Here is a 17,749-nt window from a genome sequence, read left to right as displayed (position 1 = left end):
AATCAGGCCGGACCTCGACGGGCCCACGTCCACGCGTACGCCGGGTCCTCGGAGACCTCCGCGGCCTCGCCCAACTCCAACGGGCGGAACGTGTCGACCATGACCGCGGTCTCGTCGAAGTAGTCCACGCCCAGGGACGCTTCCACCGCGCCGGGCTGCGGGCCGTGCGTGCAGCCGGACGGGTGCAGCGACAGCGAGCCGATGCCGATGCCCGATCCCTTGCGCGCCTCGTAGTTGCCGCCCACGTAGAACATCAGCTCGTCCGAGTCGACGTTCGCGTGGTTGTACGGCACCGGCACGGACAGCGGGTGGTAGTCGACCTTGCGCGGCACGAACGAGCACACGACGAAGTTCGGGCCCTCGAACGTCTGGTGCACGGGCGGCGGCTGGTGCACGCGGCCGGTGATCGGTTCGAAGTCGCGGATGTTGAACGCCCACGGGTACAGGTGCCCGTCCCAGCCGACGACGTCGAACGGGTGGTTCGCGTAGGTGAAACGCGTCAGCCCCGCGCGATGCCGCACGAGCACGTCGACGTCCTCCCCCTCCACCACCAACGGCTCAACCGGCCCGCGGATGTCGCGTTCGCAGTACGGCGAGTGCTCCAGGAACTGGCCGGCCTTGGACAGGTAGCGCTTGGGCGGTCCGACGTGCCCGGTCGCCTCCAGCACGAGCAACGACATCGGCGACGACGGCACCACCCGGTAGGTGCACGAGGTCGGGATCACGACGTAGTCGCCGTCGCCCACCTCCAGCGCACCGTAGATCGTCTCGATGACCCCGGAACCGCTCTGCACGTACAGCAGCTCGTCACCGAAAGCGTTGCGGTACAACGGCGAAGGCACGGTGGCGACGACAAAACCGATGGTCACGTCCGGGTTGCCGAAGAGCTTGCGCCGCCCGGTGACCGCGTCGACCTCGTCAGAAGCCCAGGTCAGGTCCTGGGTCTTGAAGTGACGGGGCTTCAGCGGCAGGTTCGGCACGACGGTCCCGCGCTCGTCCTTCACCGTCTCCGCGTTGACGATCGCCGTGGGCAGGTACCGGTGGTAGAGCAGGGCCGAGTCGGCCGAGAACCCCTCGACCCCCATGAGCTCTTCCGCGTAGAGCCCACCGTCCGGTTTGCGGAACTGCGTGTGCCGCTTTCGGGGGATCTCTCCCACCTGGCGGTAGTAAGCCATGACTGCTCTCCGGGCGTTCGACTATCGGACATCTTTGTTCAGTTGGCGGTACACGGCTAGCGTGTCAGCCGTGTCAAGCGCTGTCGAACTCCGTGCGCCCGGTCCGCGCGGTACTCCGCCCCTGCTCGCGAGGCTTGTGGACGATGCCGCGCTGTTCCCTCCGGGGAACGCGTCGATGCCCGACGCGGTGCGCGGTCATCTCGACGGCCGCGTCGGCGAGTGGTCCGGCGTCATGGGCCTCTTCCTCTGTCCTGCCTCCCGTCTCGCCGAGCTGATCACCGAACTGATCAAGGTCAAGCCGGCCAAACCGATAGCACTGAGCCTCGTGATCGACACCGGCCTCGGCGGCGTGCCGAAGGCCGTCTCGATCGTCGAGAGCCGAAGCGAGCTCCTGGCACTGCGCATGGTCGAGATGCCCGCACCGTCCGATGTGGACGAGGTGTGGCTCGAGCGCGTGTCGGAGTTCGTGCCCGAGGACGTCATCCGCGTCGTCGAACCCCGCCGCGGCGGTGCCGAGTGGCTCGACGGCGTCCGCCGGGTCATCGAGCACGGCAGCTGGCCCAAACTGCGTTGCGGTGGGCTCTCCCAGGAGAACTTCCCGAGCGTCGAGGAGGTCGGTGACTTCCTGTCCGTCGTCAGCGGTGGCGGCGTCGCGTTCAAGGCGACGGCGGGCCTGCACAAGGCCGTCCGCTACACCGACGAGCAGGGCTTCACCCACCACGGCTTCCTGAACCTCCTCGTGGCCACCGCGCGATCGCTCAGCGGCCGCGACGTCCGCGAAGCGCTCGCGAGCACCGACGCCGAGGCTCTCACCGCCGAGGCGAAGGCGCTCAGCGACCAGGCTGCGCACGCCGTGCGCGGCGTGTTCGCGAGCTACGGCTCGTGCTCGCTCGCCGAACCCGTCGCCGACCTCGAGGGGCTTGGACTGCTGTGAGCTGGATCAGCGACCCGAACTTCACCGAGGACCAGCCGTTCGGACCGCAGACCCTCCCCTACGGCGTCGTCGACGGCGGCGTGGCGGTCCGGGTGGGCGACAAGGCGCTGCTGCTCAGGAGCCTGCACCTGGGCAAGTGCAGCGAGTACCTCCAGGAGGACTCGCTGGACCCGCTGCTGGCGGCCGGACGCCCGGTCTGGAGCGTGCTGCGCGCCAAGCTCAGGGAGATCGTCCAGGCGAGCTCGGCCCCCAAGGGCGCCGAGCTCGTCGGGATCGAGACCGCGAAGCTGCCGTTCACCGTCGGCGACTACGTGGACTTCTACTCGAGCAGGCACCACGCCGAGAACGTCGGGAAGATGTTCCGCCCCGACGGCGACGCGCTCACGCCGAACTGGACGCACCTCCCGATCGGCTACCACGGCCGCGCGGGCACGGTGTACGTCTCCGGCACCGAGATCGTCCGCCCGAACGGCCAGAAGCGCGGCAGCGAGGGCCCGAAGTTCGGTCCCTCCGAACGTCTCGACATCGAGGCGGAGGTCGGCTTCGTGTGCGGCGGGCCCAAGGCGGCCAACGTGAGCACCAGCAGGGCCGCCGAGCACGTCTTCGGCGTCGCGCTGGTCAACGACTGGTCGGCACGCGACATCCAGGCCTGGGAGTACCAGCCGCTCGGCCCGTTCCTGGCCAAGTCGTTCGCCACGTCGATCGGCGCGTGGATCACGCCGCTGGAGGCGTTCTCAGTTGCACGCGTCCCGACGCCGCCGCTGCCGAACAAGCTGCACGACTACCTGACGTGCGACCAGCCGTGGGGCCTCGACATCACGATCACCGTGGAGCTGAACGACACCATCGTCGCGCGGCCTCCGTTCCGGGAGATGTCTTGGTCATTTGTGCAACAGCTGGCGCACATGACGGTGAACGGGGCTACGGTGCGCCCAGGTGATCTGTTCGCCTCCGGCACGGTCTCGGGACCGGAGAAGGACGAGCGCGGCTCGTTCCTCGAACTCAGCTGGGGTGGCAAGGAACCGTTCAAGCTCGACGACGGCTCCACGAGGTCCTTCCTGGAGGACGGCGACACGGTCAAGCTGACCGCGACGGCGCCAGGGGAAGGTGGCTCGGTGGTCGGACTCGCCGAGGTGGTGGGAACAGTTCGGAGTGCGTGATGGTCGGAGCGACGAAGGAGAGCTCGCTGACCCTGGAAAGGGGTCTGGCGCTGCTCCAGGCGGTCGCTGAGGCGGAGTCCGAGGCACCGTCGATCTCGGAGCTCGCCACGGCCATCGGCGCGTCCAGGGCGGCCGTGTACCGGCTTCTCGTGCCACTGCAGGCGCGCGGTCTCGTGCGCAGGGAGGGCTCGAAGGTCAGGCTCGGCCTGGGCGTGCTGCGCCTCGCCTCCAACGTCCTCCCCCAGCTGCGCATGGCGGCGAACCCGGCGCTGCGCGAGCTCGCCGAGAAGGTCGGCGCCACCGCGCACCTCACGGTCGCGGACGGCAGCGAGGCCCAGGCCGTCGCCGTCGTCGAACCGTCGTGGACCGCGTACCACGTGGCGTACCGGGTGGGATCGCGCCACCCGGTGCACCGCGGGGCGGCCGGCAGGGCCATCTCGCAGCCCGGCGAGATCTGGGTCGCGTCGGCCGGAGAGCTGCAGCCGAACGCGTACGGCGTCGCGGCACCCGTGCGCGGCGTACCGGGCCTGCGGGCGTCCGTCGGCGTGGTGGCACTGGAAAAGCTCGACGCGGACATCATCGGCCCGCACGTCGTGCGCGCGGCCGAGGAAGTGGCGGCGGCGCTCAAATGACCGAAGAGCGGCTGAGGCGCTGGCGGTTGCTCCTGGGACCGAGCGCGGAAGACGTGTCCGAGCTCGGTGAGGACGACCAACGGCGCGATGGCGCGCTCACGGGGCTCTACGGCGGTGGCGGTGACCGCGGTGCCGGTCTCGGCGCCAGCTCCCCCCAGCTGCACCGCTGGCTCGGCGACGTCCGCAAGTACTTCCCCACGTCCGTCGTGCAGGTCATGCAACGGGACGCGGTCGAGAAGCTGGGTCTCAAGCAGCTGCTGCTCGAACCCGAGCTGCTGCAGTCGGTCGAGCCGGACGTGAACCTCGTCAGCACGCTGCTGCAGCTCTCCAGGGCCATCCCCGCCCGCACCCGCGACACCGCGAAAGCCGTGGTGCGCAAGGTGGTCGAGGACATCGAGAAACGCCTGCAGGACCGGCTGATCGAGGCCGTCAGGGGCGCGGTCGACAGATCGCGGCGCACCAGGAGGCCGCAGCTGCAGGACGTCGACTGGGCGACGACGATCAAGGCGAACCTCAAGAACTACCAGCCGCAGCACAAGACCGTGATCGTCGAGGACCTGATCGGCCACCGCAGGCGCAGCCGGTCCGCAGCGATGCGGGACGTGATCCTGCTGGTCGACCAGTCCGGTTCGATGGCCGAATCGCTGGTGCACGCGGCGGTTCTGGGTTCGGCGCTCGCGAGCATCCGGTCGATCTCGACGAAGCTCGTCGTGTTCGACACCGAGGTCGCGGACCTGACCGACCAGCTCAGCGACCCGGTCGACCTGCTGTTCAGCGCGCAGCTCGGCGGCGGCACGGACATCAACCGCGCGGTCGCCTACGCGCAGACCCTGGTCCGCAGGCCGATCGACACGGTCGTCGTGATCATCAGCGACCTCTACGAGGGCGGGTCGGAGACCGAGCTGCAACGCCGGGTCCGCGAACTGGTCGCGAGCGGCGTCACGGTCGTGAACCTGTTGGCGCTCAGCGACTCCGGCACACCCGCCTACGACCACGAACTGGCCGCGAAGCTGCACGCGCTGGGCGCGCCCGCGTTCGCCTGCACGCCGGACAAGTTCCCCGAACTGCTGGCGGCCGCGCTGCGCAAGGACGACCTCACGCAGTGGGCCGAGTCCGAGGGCATCGCGACGGGCCGTTAGCGATCGATGACCCGGCCACGGGTGAGGAATGCGAGACCGCGCGTCATCACGACGACGCGTCCACGTTCGTCCGGACCGGCGATCCAGACCCGCCGGGTGTGGCGGATCAGCACGCGCGCCCGTTCGGGAAGCTCCGGCAGCCGCAGGTTCTTCTCCGAGTCGTCGACCCGCAGGTAGGCAGACCGCCCGATCCGCCGGCCCGGCACGAAGCTCACCCACACCGGACGCCACGGGAACTGCTCGATCAGCCGCAGGGTGCCGCCTCGCGTGAGGAAGTGCCGCAGCCCCGGCGCGGCCAGTTCCAGCACCACCGGCACGGACAGCACGGTGAGCCAGAGCCAGCCGATCACGAGCACGACGCCGAACGCCGCCAGCGCGAAGAAGATGTGGCCGACCGCGCGACGATCGGCCCGCGCCAGGCAGGTGTCGCTCCAGGTCTCGATGATCATCTCTGCACACGCGCCGGAATCAGCTGCGGCACCCCGCGAAACGTGACGACGGTGTTCCCAGCGGAGTCCGGCGGCACGAACCACACACGCCGATGGCGCGCGATCCGTCCGCGCAGCAGGGGGCCGACGCTCAAGGTCAGCAACAGAGGCGGTGACGACAACACGACGAGACGCCCTCCTTCCCACTGCACATGGGCGAAATGCCACGGTTCGCCTTCCGGTAAACGCACCGGACGACGACGTGTCACCACCCACAGCACGGCAGCGGCGAAGAACAGCAGGACCAGCGCCACCGGAGAGGACCACGACCACACGAGCACCAGCACGAACTGGAGCGCGAAGGCCGCACCGGCGACGACGGTCCACACGAGCGCACGACGACTCGCCCGGTCCACGCAGTGCCGGGTCCACCGATCGTCGAGCGCCGTGACCTCGGTGGACGGCTTGTTGGGCACGACCACCCGTCCAAGGTACAGGTGATGCTTCCCTTGATGAGCAAAGCTAAGTTAGGCTTGCCTAACCTTCGAGGAGGTGCAGCGGTGACCGACACCCAGACCAAGCGCCCACCGGCGCCGCACGCCGCAGAGCGCGCCCGCACGATCGCGGCCCGGCACGGTTCCGCCGCACTGCTTCCTCAGACCGGATCCCGCACCAGCCCGTTGTTCCACCACGTGCACCCGTGCGGCTCCACGATCCTGCTGCTGCCCGACGAGCACCCGCTGGTCGGGCAGCTCTGGCAGTCGCCGCGGGCAGAGGTGACGGCGATGCTGGAGATCGCCGACCAGGCACCGGTGCCGTTGCGCGAACCGGTCCGCGGCCTGCTCTGGCTCACCGGCTGGGTCTCGGCGCTCGACGGCGAGGAGGCGCGCGAGGAGATCCTCGCCGTCGCCGACGTGCGCCCCGACCACCGGCTGCTCGACGCGGGCCACGGCGCCTCGGTGCTCAGGCTCACACCTGCCTCGATGGTGATCGCGGACGCCGAGGGCACGTCGTCGATCAGGCCGGAGCAGTTCGCGAGCGCGACGCCGGACCCGTTCTGCGACAACGAGGACCACTGGCTGCGGCACCTGGAGGCCGCGCACCGCGACGTCGTCGTCCAGCTCGCCCGCCACCTGCCGGAGGAGCTGCAGGCGGGCAACATCCGGCCGCTCGGGCTCGACCGGTTCGGGCTGCGGTTGCGGGTCGAGGCCGAGTGCGACGACCACGACGTGCGGATCGCGTTCTCCAAGCCGGTCGGCACTCCGCAGGAACTCGCCGCGGAACTGCGCCGGTTGATGGGGTGCCCCTTCCTGTCCCAGAGGTAGCGTCTGGCTGGTGACCTTGATTCCCGCCGAAGAGAAGCGTGGTTACCAGCTCGAACTGCTGATCGTCTTCAGCATGACGCTCGGGCTGTCGGGCCTGCGCAGCCTCGTGCGGCTGATCGACAGCTTGCTGCAGCCGACGCCGCTCAACCAGCAGTCCGTCGCGATCAACGTCCCGCAGGCGCGCGCCGACCTGCTGGACCTCGTGGCACAGCTGCTCGGCGTGCTGCAGCTCGCCGCGTGGGGTGGCATCGGGCTGTACCTGTTGTGGCGCACGGGAATCAAGCTCAAGGTCATCGGACTCGACGGCACCCGCAAGCTCGCGGACTCGCTGGGGGCGCTGGGACTGGCCGCGGTCATCGGCATCCCGGGGCTCGGCCTGTACTTCGCCGCGTGGGCGCTCGGGCTGAACCTCGCCGTCCAGCCGTCCACTTTGGACAACCAGTGGTGGATGAGCCTGGCGCTGATCCTCGCCGCCGCCGGCAACGCGTGGGCGGAGGAGGTGCTCGTCGTCGGGTACCTGATCACGCGGCTGGAGCAGCTGGGCTGGCGGCAGTACACGGCGCTCGTCGCGGCGGCCGTGCTGCGCGGCTCGTACCACCTCTACCAGGGCTTCGGCGGGTTCATCGGGAACGTCGTCATGGGCCTGGTCTTCGGGTTCTACTGGCAGCGCACCAAGCGGTTGTGGCCGTTGGTCATCGCCCACACCATCCTCGACGTGGTCGCGTTCATCGGCTACACAATGTTGCGCGGCAAAGTGAGCTGGTTGCCGTAACGATTCCACGGTAAAGCGCACAAATAGCCGCCATTCGTTGCGATTTCGGGCTCGCCGACGGCGATTTCCGCTGTTCAGGGTTACGCTCGTCCGGTGACTGCGCACACGATCGCTGAGACGGAAGCACTCCCGGACGCCGCGCCCCGCGTGGACAGCGAGGTAGGCCCGTTGCGCACGGTGCTGCTGCACCGGCCGGGCAACGAGCTCAAGAGGCTCACCCCGCGCAACAACGACCAGCTGCTGTTCGACGGCGTGCCGTGGGTCGGCAGGGCCCAGGAGGAGCACGACGCGTTCGCCGCGACGCTGACCTCGAAGGGCGTCGAGGTCCTGCTGCTGGCCGACGTGCTGGTGCAGGCGCTGGAGGACAACCGGGCGCGCATCGCCGGCATCCACAGCGCCGTCAACGAGCGCCGCCTGGGCATCGACCTGGCCGACGCGCTGCGCAGCCACCTCACGTCGCTGGACGCGCCACAGCTCGCCCAGGTGCTGATGACCGGCATGACGTTCGAGGAGATGCCGGCCGCCGAGGGCGCGTCGCTGGTGCGCAAGATGCACCTGCCGATCGACTTCGCCGTCGACCCGCTGCCGAACCTGCTCTTCACCCGCGACTCGTCGGTCTGGGTCGGCGATCGCGTGGCCATCACGTCGCTCGCGCTGCCCGCCCGCGACCGCGAGACGACGCTGACCGACCTGATCTACGCCTACCACCCGCGGTTCCGCCGCACGGGCCGCGCGTACGGCGCGCACTCGGCGCCGCTGGAGGGTGGCGACGTGCTGCTGCTCGCGCCGGGCGTGATCGCCATCGGCGTCGGCGAGCGCACCACCCCGGCCGGTGCGGAGTCGTTCGCGCGTTCCGCTCTCGCGGACGGTCTCGCGCACACGGTGCTGGCGGTGCCGATCGAGCAGGAACGCGCCACCATGCACCTCGACACCGTCTGCACGATGGTCGACCGCGACGCCGTGGTGATGTACCCGGCGATCAGGCACACGCTGACCGCGTACCCGTTGCGCGCCGACGGCAACGGTGGCGTGCGCGTGGACGGCCCCGTGCCGTTCCTGGAGGCGGCGGCCGAGGCGATGGGCATCGAACGGCTGCGCGTGATCGACACGGGTCTCGACATCGTCACCGCGGAACGCGAGCAGTGGGACGACGGCAACAACACGCTCGCGGTCGCTCCCGGCCTCGTCGTGGCGTACGAGCGCAACGTCGAGACGAACGAGCGCCTGGAGGACGCCGGGGTCGAGGTGCTGCGGATCGCCGGTTCGGAACTGGGCTCCGGCCGCGGCGGACCCCGCTGCATGTCGTGCCCGATCGACCGCGCGCCATTGGTGTGATCGTTAGGAATGCCTAACCTTTGTTTGGATCTCCTTTCCAAACAAAGGTTAGCTTTTCCTGGAATGCAAGTCTGATCGTTTTGGGTTAACGTACTCCGCATGGCCTCGAACGTGAAGAAGATCCTGTCCAAGAAGTCGAAGTTCCACGAACTCCTGCAGGCCCAGGTCGGCAACGAGTTCTCCGCTTCGCAGCAGTACATCGCGCTCGCCGTGTGGTTCGACAACGAGGACCTGCCGCGCCTCGCGTCGCACTTCTACGAGCAGGCCCTCGAAGAGCGCAACCACGCGATGATGATCGTGCAGTTCCTCATGGACAACGACATCGCCGTCTCCATCCCCGGCATCGAGACGCCGTTCAACGAGTTCAAGTCGCCGCGTGACCTCGTCGACCTGGCCCTGCGCCAGGAGCAGCAGGTCACCGACCAGATCGTGGGCCTGGCCAAGGCCGCCCGCGAGGAGGGCGACTACATCGGCGAGCAGTTCATGCAGTGGTTCCTGAAGGAGCAGGTCGAGGAGGTCTCCTCGATGAAGACGCTGCTCACGATCATGGACCGCGCGGACGGCAACATGTTCTACGTGGAGACGTTCCTGACCCGCGAGAGCGTGGGCGACGAGGGTGCCGACGCCAGCGCCCCGACCGCCGCCGGCGGCAAGCTCTGATTTTCTCTTCGCACGGTTGAGTGCCTGATCACAAAGGCTCGCCACCCATTCGGGTGGCGAGCCTTTTCAGTTGTTGAGCCTCGCGGCCTGACGGGTGAGGTATTCCCGCTCGGCCAGGTTCGACGCTTTCCCGGCGGCCTCCGAGTAGAGCTTCGCGGCCGTTCGGAGATCCCCGTCACGTTCGTGGAGATATGCCGCCACGGCCGTGTGGCGGGGCAATGAGTCGTCCAGTTCGGCCAACGCTTTCAGCCCCGCGCGCGGCCCGTCCGCCTCGCCCACGGCGACCGCGCGGTTCAGCCGGACGACGGGACTGTTCGTGAGCGCCAGCAGTTCGTCGTACCACTCCACGATCTGCACCCAGTCGGTCTCCTCGGCCACGGGCGCGTCCGCGTGCAGCGCCGCGATGGCCGCCTGCGCCTGGAACTCCCCCAGCCGGTCCCTGGCGAGCGCACCCTGCAGGATCTCGACGCCCTCGGCGATCAGCCTCGTGTCCCACCTGCCGCGGTCCTGCTCGGCGAGCGGCACCAGGCTGCCGCCGGGTGTCGTCCGGGAGGCGCGGCGGGCGTGGTGCAGCAGCATGAGCGCGAGCAGGCCGGCGACCTCGGGGTGGTCGATCGCGGCGACGAGCTGGCGGGTGAGCCGGATGGCCTCGGCGGCCAGGTCGACGTCACCCGAGTAGCCCTCGTTGAACACCAGGTAGAGCACTCGCAGCACGGTGGCCACGTCGCCGGGCTGGTCGAACCGCACGTCGCCGACCGTCTTCTTGGCCCGGCTGATGCGCTGGGCCATCGTGGCCTCCGGCACCAGGTAGGCCTGGGCGATCTGGCGCGTGGTCAGTCCGCCGACGGCCCTGAGCGTGAGCGCGACGGCCGACGACGGCGTGAGCGACGGGTGCGCGCACAGGAAGTAGAGCTGCAGCGTGTCGTCGGCGTCCTGGACGGGACCCTGCTCCGGTTCGGCGTCGATGAGGTCCTCACGGCGGCGCCGCGCCGTCTCCGCCCTGGTGGCGTCGAGGAACTTGCGCCAGGCCGCCGTGACCAGCCAGCCCTTCGGGTCCCTCGGCGGGTCCTCCGGCCACACGCGGACGGCCTCGACCAGCGCGTCCTGCACGGCGTCCTCGGCCGCCGCGAAGTCTGCTCCGCGGCGGACGAGGATGCCGAGCACGGCCGGCGTGAGGCTCCTGAGCAGTGCCTCGTCCACGTCCTACTCCGTGATCGTCGGCGCGTGGCCGTAGAGCGGACGCAGCTCCAGCCACTCGTGGATCGGCTTGCCGTCCTTGCCCGGTGCCGCCGACAGCTCCCCCGCGAGCTCGAGCGCGCGCTCGTAGGTGTCGGTGTCGATGATCATCCAGCCGGCAATGAGGTCCTTCGTCTCCGCGAACGGACCGTCGGTGACCGGTGGCCTGCCCTCGCCGTCGTACCGGACCCAGGTGCCCTCCTGCGCGAGCGCCCGCTCGTCGACGAACTCACCGGTGGTCCGGAGCTTGTCGGCGAAGTCGTTCATGTACTGGATGTGGGCCGTGATCTCTTCGGGAGACCACTGGTCCATCATCACGTCGTTCACCGCCGCAGGGGCGCCGCGGTAGTGCTTGAGCAGCAGGTACTTGGCCATCTCGGAGTTCTCCCTCAGTCCTCTTGCGACCTGTCCTGGCCGCGTTCACCCCTGGGACGGAGCCGAAACGCCCTTCTCGACATCAGAGCGCGGCGTTCGGGCAATCCAGCTTCTTCGAGATGAGCTTGACGGCCAGGACCTCGTCGACGTCGGTGAAAGGCCCGTTCAGCTTGGACATGACCGAGAACGTGTAGACACCGGCGTCACCCAGACTCGCCACGTAACCGCGGCTGGAGGTCACGGCGTCCGGATAGGCCCTCTTCACGTCGGCCACGGTCGAGCCGACGCCGATCCCCTTCGACGTCTTCGCCCCCTCGGGCAGGGTGATCCGCTCGACGCCGTACTTCTTGGAGAGCGCGACGTTCTCGGCGATCGTGCAGGTGCCCTCCCCGTTCGGCCCCCAGCTCACGCCCTTCAACCCGGCGGCGATCGCCTCGTCGGCGGTCATGCCCAGCTTGAGCGAGCCGTAGCCGAGGCGGCTGTCGGTGTCGACGAAGGCCTCTGGCGGTGCCGGGTTGGTGACGGTGACGGTCGTGACCGTCGTGACGACCGTGACCGACGGCGACGCGGGCGGCGTTTCCGAAGTAATGGGCGCGGTGTTCTGCGGCGCCTCTGGCGTGGACGTGCACGCGGCGATTCCGACCGTGGTGAAAGCGACCGCGAATGCGATTCTGAGTGCGTTCTTCATTTCGGCTCCCCCTTGATTCCGACACTCTTAGGACGTCGGCGTCACAAGGAGGTTGCGAGGCGCTCCGAAGCTGGTCAGGCCGTTGCGCAGTCGTTATCGGCAAGGCGCATCCGGACCACGGTCACCGTCACACCGTCATTCTCGAAGACGTACGACCACTTAGGCGTCGCCGCCATCGGCGCGACCAAAGTGGAACCATTCTGCACGGCATTCGGATAAGCGGTCTTCACGGCTTCGAGCGTGGAACCGGCACCCACGCGGTTGGGTGTCTTGACGGCGGTCGCGAGCGTGATCCGCACGAGTCCCTTCACCGGAGAGATGATCACGGCGTTGGAGTCGGGCACCGCGGTCGTGGCGTACCCCTTGCACCGGTTCTCCTGGTCGGCGGGACTGCTCGGCTCGACCAGCGCCCCGGTCTTCAGCGCGGCCGCCTCCGACATCCCCAGCTCGAGGCTCCCGAAGCGGCCTGCCTGCGTCTGCGGAGTGGGGGGCGGCGGCGGGTTCGAGGACTTCTTGCCCGTGGTCCCGGGACCGGCGTCGGGGTTGGTGTTGTTGCCGCCACCGTTGGAGGTGGGCGGCGGGTTGACGGTGACGGTCTGGGTCGAGACGTACGTGCTGGTCGAGACGGGAGGCTGGGTCGTCGAGGGGCCGTACGAGGAGGTCGGCAGGGTCGGACCGGCCAGTTCGTCGGGGTTCGGCAGGCGGAGGTCGGCCAGGCCGAGTCCCACCCCCGCCATGGCCACCACGCCGAAAGCGCCGGCCACGGCGACGCGTCGGCGGCGCCGGCGGTGCGCTCCGCGGACGACCGAGTCCACGTCCGGAGTCACGTGGACGTCCAGCCGCTCGTCGCTGAAGAGCCTGCGCAGCTCGTCGTCGAGGTCGTCCACGGTCAGTCCTTTCCCAGGCGTGTCCGCAGACTCGCCATCGCCTTGCTGTTCTGGCTCTTCACCGTGCCGCACGAGATTCCGAGCGCGTGCGCGATCTCAGCCTCGGAGAGGTTCTCGTAGTAGCGGAGCACGACGACCGCGCGCTGCCGCGGTGGCAGCTCCCGCAGCGCCTGCCAGAGCGGCTCGTTGTCGAGCCTGCTCAGCTCGGGGGGCACGGCACCGGAGTCGGGGAGCTCCGCCACGAGGCTCTCGCGGCGACGGCGCCGCCAGATGCTGATGTGCGTGTTGGCCATCGCCCTGCGGACGTAGGCGAGCGGGTCGTCACCCTTGCGTTGCACGGCTGCCCAGCGCGAGCCGACCTTCTCCAGCACCGACTGGACGAGGTCGGACGCGTCGTGCGGATTTCCGGTCAGCGCGTGGCCGTACCGCAGAAGTCCGGGCATCGACACGCGCACGAACTCCGCGAAGTCCCCCACGGCTTCCGCTCTCCCCCGGCCGCTTTCGGCGGCCAACTCCAGTCTCAGCACCGCCGTCACGGCACACCCCCTCCCCGAACCAGCGAACTGGCTTCGAGAAGACCACGCCCCCGTGCACCGAACGGTTGCCCTACCGAATCACAGAATTGCGACAGCTTCCGGCAGAACGAACGAACCATCAGGCTCGCATGGAAAGTCGTGGACCTCCAGCACCGCCGCGACCGGGATCCGGCCGTACACGTGCGGGAACCACAGCGGCGAGTCCGGCACGGCCTCCCAGCGCACCGGCACGTCGAGCTGCTTCGGGTCGATGACGAGCAGCAACAGCCCGCTCTGCCCGTGGAAGAACTTGCCGGCCGTCACGTGCACGACGCCCCGATCGGAGCAGTGCACGAAGTCCTCGCCGGCGGGCGCGATCGAACCGGCCGACCGGGCAGCTGCCCAGTCGGCCGTCGAGATGATGTGCAGCAGCACTTATCCACAACTCCCTGTGGACAACCCTGTGGACAGGGTCATCGCAGCGTGATCTGACGACCGCGCAGGCCGTCCCTGGCACGGCGCTCGGCGTCGGACAGCGGCTCGTCGGAGGCCAGTGCCTCCAGCAGGCGCTTGCCCAGTGCCTCGGCCGGCTCCGCCCACTCGCGGGCGTGCATCTCGCGGTCGAGGTCCCAGACCGGCACCAGCAGGCCGTGCGCGCGGAACGACCCGGCGTACCGGGAGCCCTCGCCGAGGTCGAGCTCGCCACGGGCGGCCAGGCGGGCCATCGCGGGCAGCAGCTTCTCCTCGGGCTCAGGGCGGACCCAGCGCAGGTGCGCCTTGTCGCCCGCGTCGACCCAGTAGGCGGCCTTCACGCCGGGGGCGTCGAGGCGTTCGGTCGGCAGGATCGCCGCGTTCGCCCGCTCCAGGGACAGCGCCACGTCACCGGTCGGCTCGGTGCCCTCCGGCATCCACCAGATGAAGTCGGTGTGCAGCACGGGGGTGATGTCGGCGTCGACGTCGAGCAGGTCCTGCAGACGACCGGGGTCCTCACCGGCGTCCGGGCCGACGACGGGCAGCACGTCACCGGTCTTCGCCTGCTGCGCCCACTGCAGCGCCCGCGCCAGGTCCCGGCTGATGTCACCGGAGCGCGTCTGCACCTGCAGGCCCACGAACGGCACGTCGTCGCCGCGGATCAGCCCGGCGGCGGCCATCGGCAGCACGGTGGCGAGCGTGACCTCGCGGCCGTCCTTGACCGGCAGCTTCACGATCGCCGACGGCACGAACTCGCGCAGGGCGATCAGCTCGCACTCGGCGGCCAGGCCCTCGAACGGCCGGGACACGATCACGTCCGTCGCACCGCCGGGTGCGCCGTGGCAGGCCTTGTAGCGCTTGCCGGAGCCGCACGGGCAGGGCTGCTTGGGGTTGATCCCGTCCTTCGGTGCGTCCTTGACCGCGGTCCGCTTGGCCACCTTGGCCCTCCTCGTGCTCAGGCTTGTCTAGGTCGCCAAATTAGCCGTCAGCAGGCGGCGGGTGTTCGCCGGGGCATTGGTCGCGAGGTAGCGGACCCCCAGGTCACGGCACAGCGCGACGTCCTCGGCGCCGTCGACCGTCCACACGTACGTCTCATGACCTGCCTTGCGTGCCCGATCGACGTAACCGGGGTCGTTGCGCAGCAGGTGCACGCCCGGCCCGGTGTAGTCGGCGAACGACGGCAGCGCGCCCGCGCGGTACCGGCCCAGCCGGTCGAGGAGCAGCACCGTGCGGATGTCCGGCGCCTGCTCGCGGAACGCCTTCACCGCGGTCGGCGAGAACGACATCATGACGATCTGGCTGGTGAGGCCGTGCCTCTTCAACGCCTCGGCGAGCTTGCGTTCGACCTCGTTGCGGTACCGGACCGGGTGCTTGGTCTCGACGAAGAGCTGCACGTTCGTGCCCTTGACCAGCTCCAGCAGCTGGTCGAGCAGCAGCAGCTCGGCCGGCTGACCGTGCGAGTGCCAGCTGCCGTAGTCGAACTTCTGCAGTTCGCTGAGCGTGAGCGCGCTGACCGTGCCGCGGCCGTTCGACGTGCGGGCGAGCGTGCGGTCGTGCACACACACGAGCTCGCCGTCCCTCGACAGGCGGATGTCGCACTCAAGACCGTCCGCGCCTTCTTTGAGCGCGAGCTCGTAGGCACCGATGGTGTGCTCGGGACGGTCGGTGGACGCGCCACGGTGCGCGACGATCGCAGGCTGCTGCACACACCGAACGATAGTTCCTGCGCAACAATTTGAGTCATCAATCAAATGCACGTGGACGAATCGCGGTTCGCGACTTACCGTCCCGCCTTGTGACGTTCGACCAGCGTGATCCCGCGTTCATCGCCGACCCGTACCCGGCCTTCGCCGCCCTGCGCGAGGCCGGTGAGGTGCATCACCACGAGCAGCTGGGCGTCGCGGTCGCCGTCTCGCACGCCGCCTGCTCCGCCGTCCTGCGGCACCGCTCGCTGGGCCGGATCTGGTCGGACGCGAAGCCGGTCGAGCAGTTCATGGCGTTCAACCTCCTGCACCGCAACTCGATGCTGGAGAACGAGCCGCCCACCCACACCCGCCTGCGCCGCCTGGTCGCCGCCGCGTTCGGCCGCGGCCACATCGAACGCCTGCGCCCGTGGGTGGCCGACCTCGCCGACAAGCTCGTCGACGAACTGGCCGAGAAGATCAAGGACCAGGGCCAGGCCGATCTGCTCGCCCACGTGGCCGCGCCCCTGCCGGTCGAGGTGATCGCCGAGCTGCTCGGCGTGCCCGGCGAGGACCGCCACCTGCTCCAGCCGTGGTCGAACGCCATCGTGAAGATGTACGAGTACGGCCTGCCCGCCGACCAGCAGGCCCTGGCCGAACGCGCCGCCACCGAGTTCGTCGCCTACCTGCGCGAACTGGTCGCGCTGCGCCGCGTCTCCCCCGGCACCGACCTCGTGTCGGACCTCGTCGCCGTCACCGACACCGACGGCGCGAGACTCACCGAGGACGAACTCGTCGCCACCGCCGTGCTTCTGCTGATGGCGGGCCACGAGGCCACGGTCAACGTCATCGGCAACGGCGTCTACGCCCTGATGCAGCACCGCTCGCAGTGGGAACGCCTCTCGCCTGAGCTCATGCCCACGGCCGTCGAGGAGCTCATCCGCTACGACTCGCCGTTGCAGCTCTTCGAACGCACCGCCACCGAACGCGTGGAGATCGCCGGCCACGTCATCCAGCCCGGCGAGAAGATCGCGGCCCTGCTCGGCGCGGCCGCCCGCGACCCGCTGGTGTTCGAGAGCCCGGACGTGCTGGACATCGGCCGCGAGAAGAACCAGCACCTCGGGTTCGGCATGGGCATCCACTACTGCCTGGGCGCGCCGCTGGCCCGGATCGAGGTGGAGGCGGCGCTGTCGTCGTTGCACCGCAAGCTGCCAGGGGTGGTGCTGGCCGAGGAACCCAACCGGCGGGCGGAGTTCGTGATCCGGGGGCTGCACTCGCTGCCCCTCGGCGACGGAGCCTGACCGGCTAACGCCGCGGATAGCGCTGGGGGAGCTTGAAACCGCGCTCCTTCAGCACCTTCCGCAGCCGGTCAGGGTAGTCGGTGATGATCCCGTCCACCCCGTCGTCGATCAGCTTGTTCATGGTGGCGGGATCGTTGGTGGTCCACGGGATCACCTTGAGCCCCTGCCGATGCGCGTCCTGCACCAGCGCCTTCGTCGTGAACGGCACGTAGTCCGGGTCGCCGACCTTGCCGCCCTGCGGGTTGCCGTGCACCGGCGAAAGCGCTGACGCTCCAAAGCTCTTCGCCATCTTCGCGACGCTGCCGCCGAAGTCGGCGAGCTCGAGACCGCCCGTCCACGGCGAGCCGGGCCGCAGCATCTCCGGCTGGGTCAGCGCCACCACCGGGATGCGCGGCTCGACCTCGCGCAGCCGCATCAAGGTGCCCCAGTCGAAGGACTGGACGGTCACGTTCGACATGAAGCCCGAGCGGCGGATCTCACGGACGGCGCGCTGCACGAACTGTTCGCGTGGCGCGGTCTCGTGCGGTGCGGCGGCTTCTACCTTGGTCTCGATGTTGAAGCGGATGCCCCACGCGCGGTGCTTGCGCGCGAGGTCGAACAGCTCGTCCAGCGTGGGCATGCGGGCGCCTGGCGAGAGTTCCTGGTCCGGGTACTGCGACCACCTGGTGCTGCCGCAGTCCAGGGTCCGCACCTGGGCGAACGTCAGGTCCTTCACGTACTTGCCCGCGTAGGGGAACTCGGGGTCGCCGGGGAACGCGGGCGCGGTGTCGAGGCACTTCGCCGGGTTCGTCCTGCGGTCGTGGGTGATGACCTCGCGGCCGTCACGGGTGATCTGCAGGTCGAGCTCCAGGGTCGTCACGCCGAGCTCGAGCGCCTTGCCGAACGCCTTGAGCGTGCTCTCCACGGTCAGGCCGATGCCGCCGCGGTGCGCCTGGAGGTCGAATTCCCGGTGGTGTGCCTGGGCGACGCCTGGAGTGACCATTGCGATCACCAGAGCCCCGATGAGTGTCCGCATTCGTCCAACCTGGCACTCG

The 17,749-nt window shown here is 69.3% G+C and carries 21 protein-coding genes; 9 read left to right on the top strand and 12 right to left on the bottom strand.

From position 1 onward, the window contains the following. Positions 1 to 2: 2 nt before the first annotated feature. The gene (locus tag ACSHWB_RS14450) at positions 3 to 1,175 is read right to left on the bottom strand and encodes a homogentisate 1,2-dioxygenase (protein ID WP_439662536.1); all 1,173 of its coding nucleotides are present in this window, start codon (positions 1,173 to 1,175) and stop codon (positions 3 to 5) included. A 70-nt stretch (positions 1,176 to 1,245) separates the two neighbouring features. Here ACSHWB_RS14450 and ACSHWB_RS14445 point away from each other — a divergent pair, with 70 nt between their 5' ends. The 4 genes from ACSHWB_RS14445 to ACSHWB_RS14430 are packed head-to-tail and all read left to right on the top strand — an operon-like array spanning position 1,246 to position 5,040. After that, positions 1,246 to 2,109 (top strand): hypothetical protein, encoded by an 864-nt coding sequence (locus ACSHWB_RS14445; RefSeq protein WP_382442264.1) that lies wholly within the window; start codon positions 1,246 to 1,248, stop codon positions 2,107 to 2,109. Next, complete coding sequence (locus ACSHWB_RS14440; protein WP_439662535.1) at positions 2,106 to 3,269, top strand: fumarylacetoacetate hydrolase family protein; 1,164 nt, start codon at positions 2,106 to 2,108, stop codon at positions 3,267 to 3,269. The genes ACSHWB_RS14445 and ACSHWB_RS14440 overlap by 4 nt, the downstream gene beginning before the upstream one ends. Further along, positions 3,269 to 3,901, top strand: a complete 633-nt coding sequence (locus tag ACSHWB_RS14435) for an IclR family transcriptional regulator (protein ID WP_439662534.1) — start codon at positions 3,269 to 3,271, stop codon at positions 3,899 to 3,901. Before ACSHWB_RS14440 ends, ACSHWB_RS14435 begins: the two co-directional genes overlap by 1 nt. After that, a complete protein-coding gene (locus tag ACSHWB_RS14430) occupies positions 3,898 to 5,040 on the top strand; it encodes a VWA domain-containing protein (protein ID WP_439662533.1) in 1,143 nt (380 codons plus the stop codon). The genes ACSHWB_RS14435 and ACSHWB_RS14430 overlap by 4 nt, the downstream gene beginning before the upstream one ends. Here ACSHWB_RS14430 and ACSHWB_RS14425 read toward each other — a convergent pair. Next, positions 5,037 to 5,489, bottom strand: coding sequence for a hypothetical protein (locus ACSHWB_RS14425; RefSeq protein WP_439662532.1), 453 nt, complete (start codon positions 5,487 to 5,489; stop codon positions 5,037 to 5,039). The two genes, ACSHWB_RS14430 and ACSHWB_RS14425, sit on opposite strands and share 4 nt — an antisense overlap. Beyond that, positions 5,486 to 5,950 (bottom strand): hypothetical protein, encoded by a 465-nt coding sequence (locus ACSHWB_RS14420; protein ID WP_439662531.1) that lies wholly within the window; start codon positions 5,948 to 5,950, stop codon positions 5,486 to 5,488. The genes ACSHWB_RS14425 and ACSHWB_RS14420 overlap by 4 nt, the downstream gene beginning before the upstream one ends. Positions 5,951 to 6,028: 78 nt before the next feature. Between ACSHWB_RS14420 and ACSHWB_RS14415 the strand changes: the two genes are divergently transcribed. The 4 genes from ACSHWB_RS14415 (at position 6,029) to ACSHWB_RS14400 (ending at position 9,560) form a co-directional block, all read left to right on the top strand. Then, entirely contained in the window at positions 6,029 to 6,793 is a 765-nt protein-coding gene (locus tag ACSHWB_RS14415; RefSeq protein WP_439662530.1) for a DUF2470 domain-containing protein, read from the top strand. Positions 6,794 to 6,866: 73 nt separating this feature from the next. Continuing rightward, positions 6,867 to 7,565 carry a CPBP family intramembrane glutamic endopeptidase gene (locus ACSHWB_RS14410; RefSeq protein ID WP_439664597.1) on the top strand — a complete coding sequence of 233 codons (699 nt, stop codon included), beginning with the start codon at positions 6,867 to 6,869 and terminating at the stop codon, positions 7,563 to 7,565. A gap of 147 nt (positions 7,566 to 7,712) precedes the next feature. Beyond that, positions 7,713 to 8,900, top strand: a complete 1,188-nt coding sequence (locus tag ACSHWB_RS14405; protein WP_439664596.1) for an arginine deiminase — start codon at positions 7,713 to 7,715, stop codon at positions 8,898 to 8,900. Positions 8,901 to 8,999: 99 nt separating this feature from the next. Next, the gene (locus ACSHWB_RS14400; RefSeq protein WP_439662529.1) at positions 9,000 to 9,560 is read left to right on the top strand and encodes a ferritin; all 561 of its coding nucleotides are present in this window, start codon (positions 9,000 to 9,002) and stop codon (positions 9,558 to 9,560) included. 66 nt (positions 9,561 to 9,626) lie between these two features. Here ACSHWB_RS14400 and ACSHWB_RS14395 read toward each other — a convergent pair whose 3' ends face one another. The 8 genes from ACSHWB_RS14395 to ACSHWB_RS14360 form a co-directional block, all read right to left on the bottom strand. Further along, positions 9,627 to 10,760, bottom strand: coding sequence for an RNA polymerase sigma factor (locus tag ACSHWB_RS14395; protein WP_439662528.1), 1,134 nt, complete (start codon positions 10,758 to 10,760; stop codon positions 9,627 to 9,629). 3 nt (positions 10,761 to 10,763) lie between these two features. Beyond that, positions 10,764 to 11,171 carry a YciI family protein gene (locus tag ACSHWB_RS14390; RefSeq protein ID WP_439662527.1) on the bottom strand — a complete coding sequence of 136 codons (408 nt, stop codon included), beginning with the start codon at positions 11,169 to 11,171 and terminating at the stop codon, positions 10,764 to 10,766. An 82-nt stretch (positions 11,172 to 11,253) separates the two neighbouring features. Beyond that, positions 11,254 to 11,859 carry a hypothetical protein gene (locus tag ACSHWB_RS14385; RefSeq protein ID WP_439662526.1) on the bottom strand — a complete coding sequence of 202 codons (606 nt, stop codon included), beginning with the start codon at positions 11,857 to 11,859 and terminating at the stop codon, positions 11,254 to 11,256. Positions 11,860 to 11,933: 74 nt separating this feature from the next. Then, positions 11,934 to 12,746 (bottom strand): hypothetical protein, encoded by an 813-nt coding sequence (locus ACSHWB_RS14380; protein WP_439662525.1) that lies wholly within the window; start codon positions 12,744 to 12,746, stop codon positions 11,934 to 11,936. Between the two features lie 2 nt (positions 12,747 to 12,748). Further along, the gene (locus ACSHWB_RS14375; protein ID WP_439664595.1) at positions 12,749 to 13,189 is read right to left on the bottom strand and encodes a SigE family RNA polymerase sigma factor; all 441 of its coding nucleotides are present in this window, start codon (positions 13,187 to 13,189) and stop codon (positions 12,749 to 12,751) included. 171 nt (positions 13,190 to 13,360) lie between these two features. Then, positions 13,361 to 13,696: a DUF952 domain-containing protein gene (locus ACSHWB_RS14370; RefSeq protein WP_439662524.1), complete on the bottom strand. Its 336-nt coding sequence runs from the start codon at positions 13,694 to 13,696 to the stop codon at positions 13,361 to 13,363. A 38-nt stretch (positions 13,697 to 13,734) separates the two neighbouring features. Further along, complete coding sequence (locus ACSHWB_RS14365; protein WP_439662523.1) at positions 13,735 to 14,670, bottom strand: DUF5926 family protein; 936 nt, start codon at positions 14,668 to 14,670, stop codon at positions 13,735 to 13,737. Between the two features lie 27 nt (positions 14,671 to 14,697). After that, a complete protein-coding gene (locus ACSHWB_RS14360; RefSeq protein WP_439662522.1) occupies positions 14,698 to 15,438 on the bottom strand; it encodes a glycerophosphodiester phosphodiesterase in 741 nt (246 codons plus the stop codon). 89 nt (positions 15,439 to 15,527) lie between these two features. Here ACSHWB_RS14360 and ACSHWB_RS14355 point away from each other — a divergent pair, with 89 nt between their 5' ends. Then, a complete protein-coding gene (locus tag ACSHWB_RS14355; protein WP_439662521.1) occupies positions 15,528 to 16,715 on the top strand; it encodes a cytochrome P450 in 1,188 nt (395 codons plus the stop codon). A 4-nt stretch (positions 16,716 to 16,719) separates the two neighbouring features. Here the strand turns inward: ACSHWB_RS14355 and ACSHWB_RS14350 are convergent, their stop codons facing one another. After that, a complete protein-coding gene (locus ACSHWB_RS14350; protein ID WP_439662520.1) occupies positions 16,720 to 17,730 on the bottom strand; it encodes a glycerophosphodiester phosphodiesterase in 1,011 nt (336 codons plus the stop codon). Between the last annotated feature and the right edge of the window lie 19 nt (positions 17,731 to 17,749).

Source organism: Lentzea sp. HUAS TT2 (genome assembly GCF_051853195.1).
In the GTDB taxonomy this organism is placed as follows: Bacteria; Actinomycetota; Actinomycetes; order Mycobacteriales; family Pseudonocardiaceae; genus Lentzea.
Note: the sequence above shows the minus strand (reverse complement) of the source record. Positions and strands in the feature narration are given on the sequence as shown.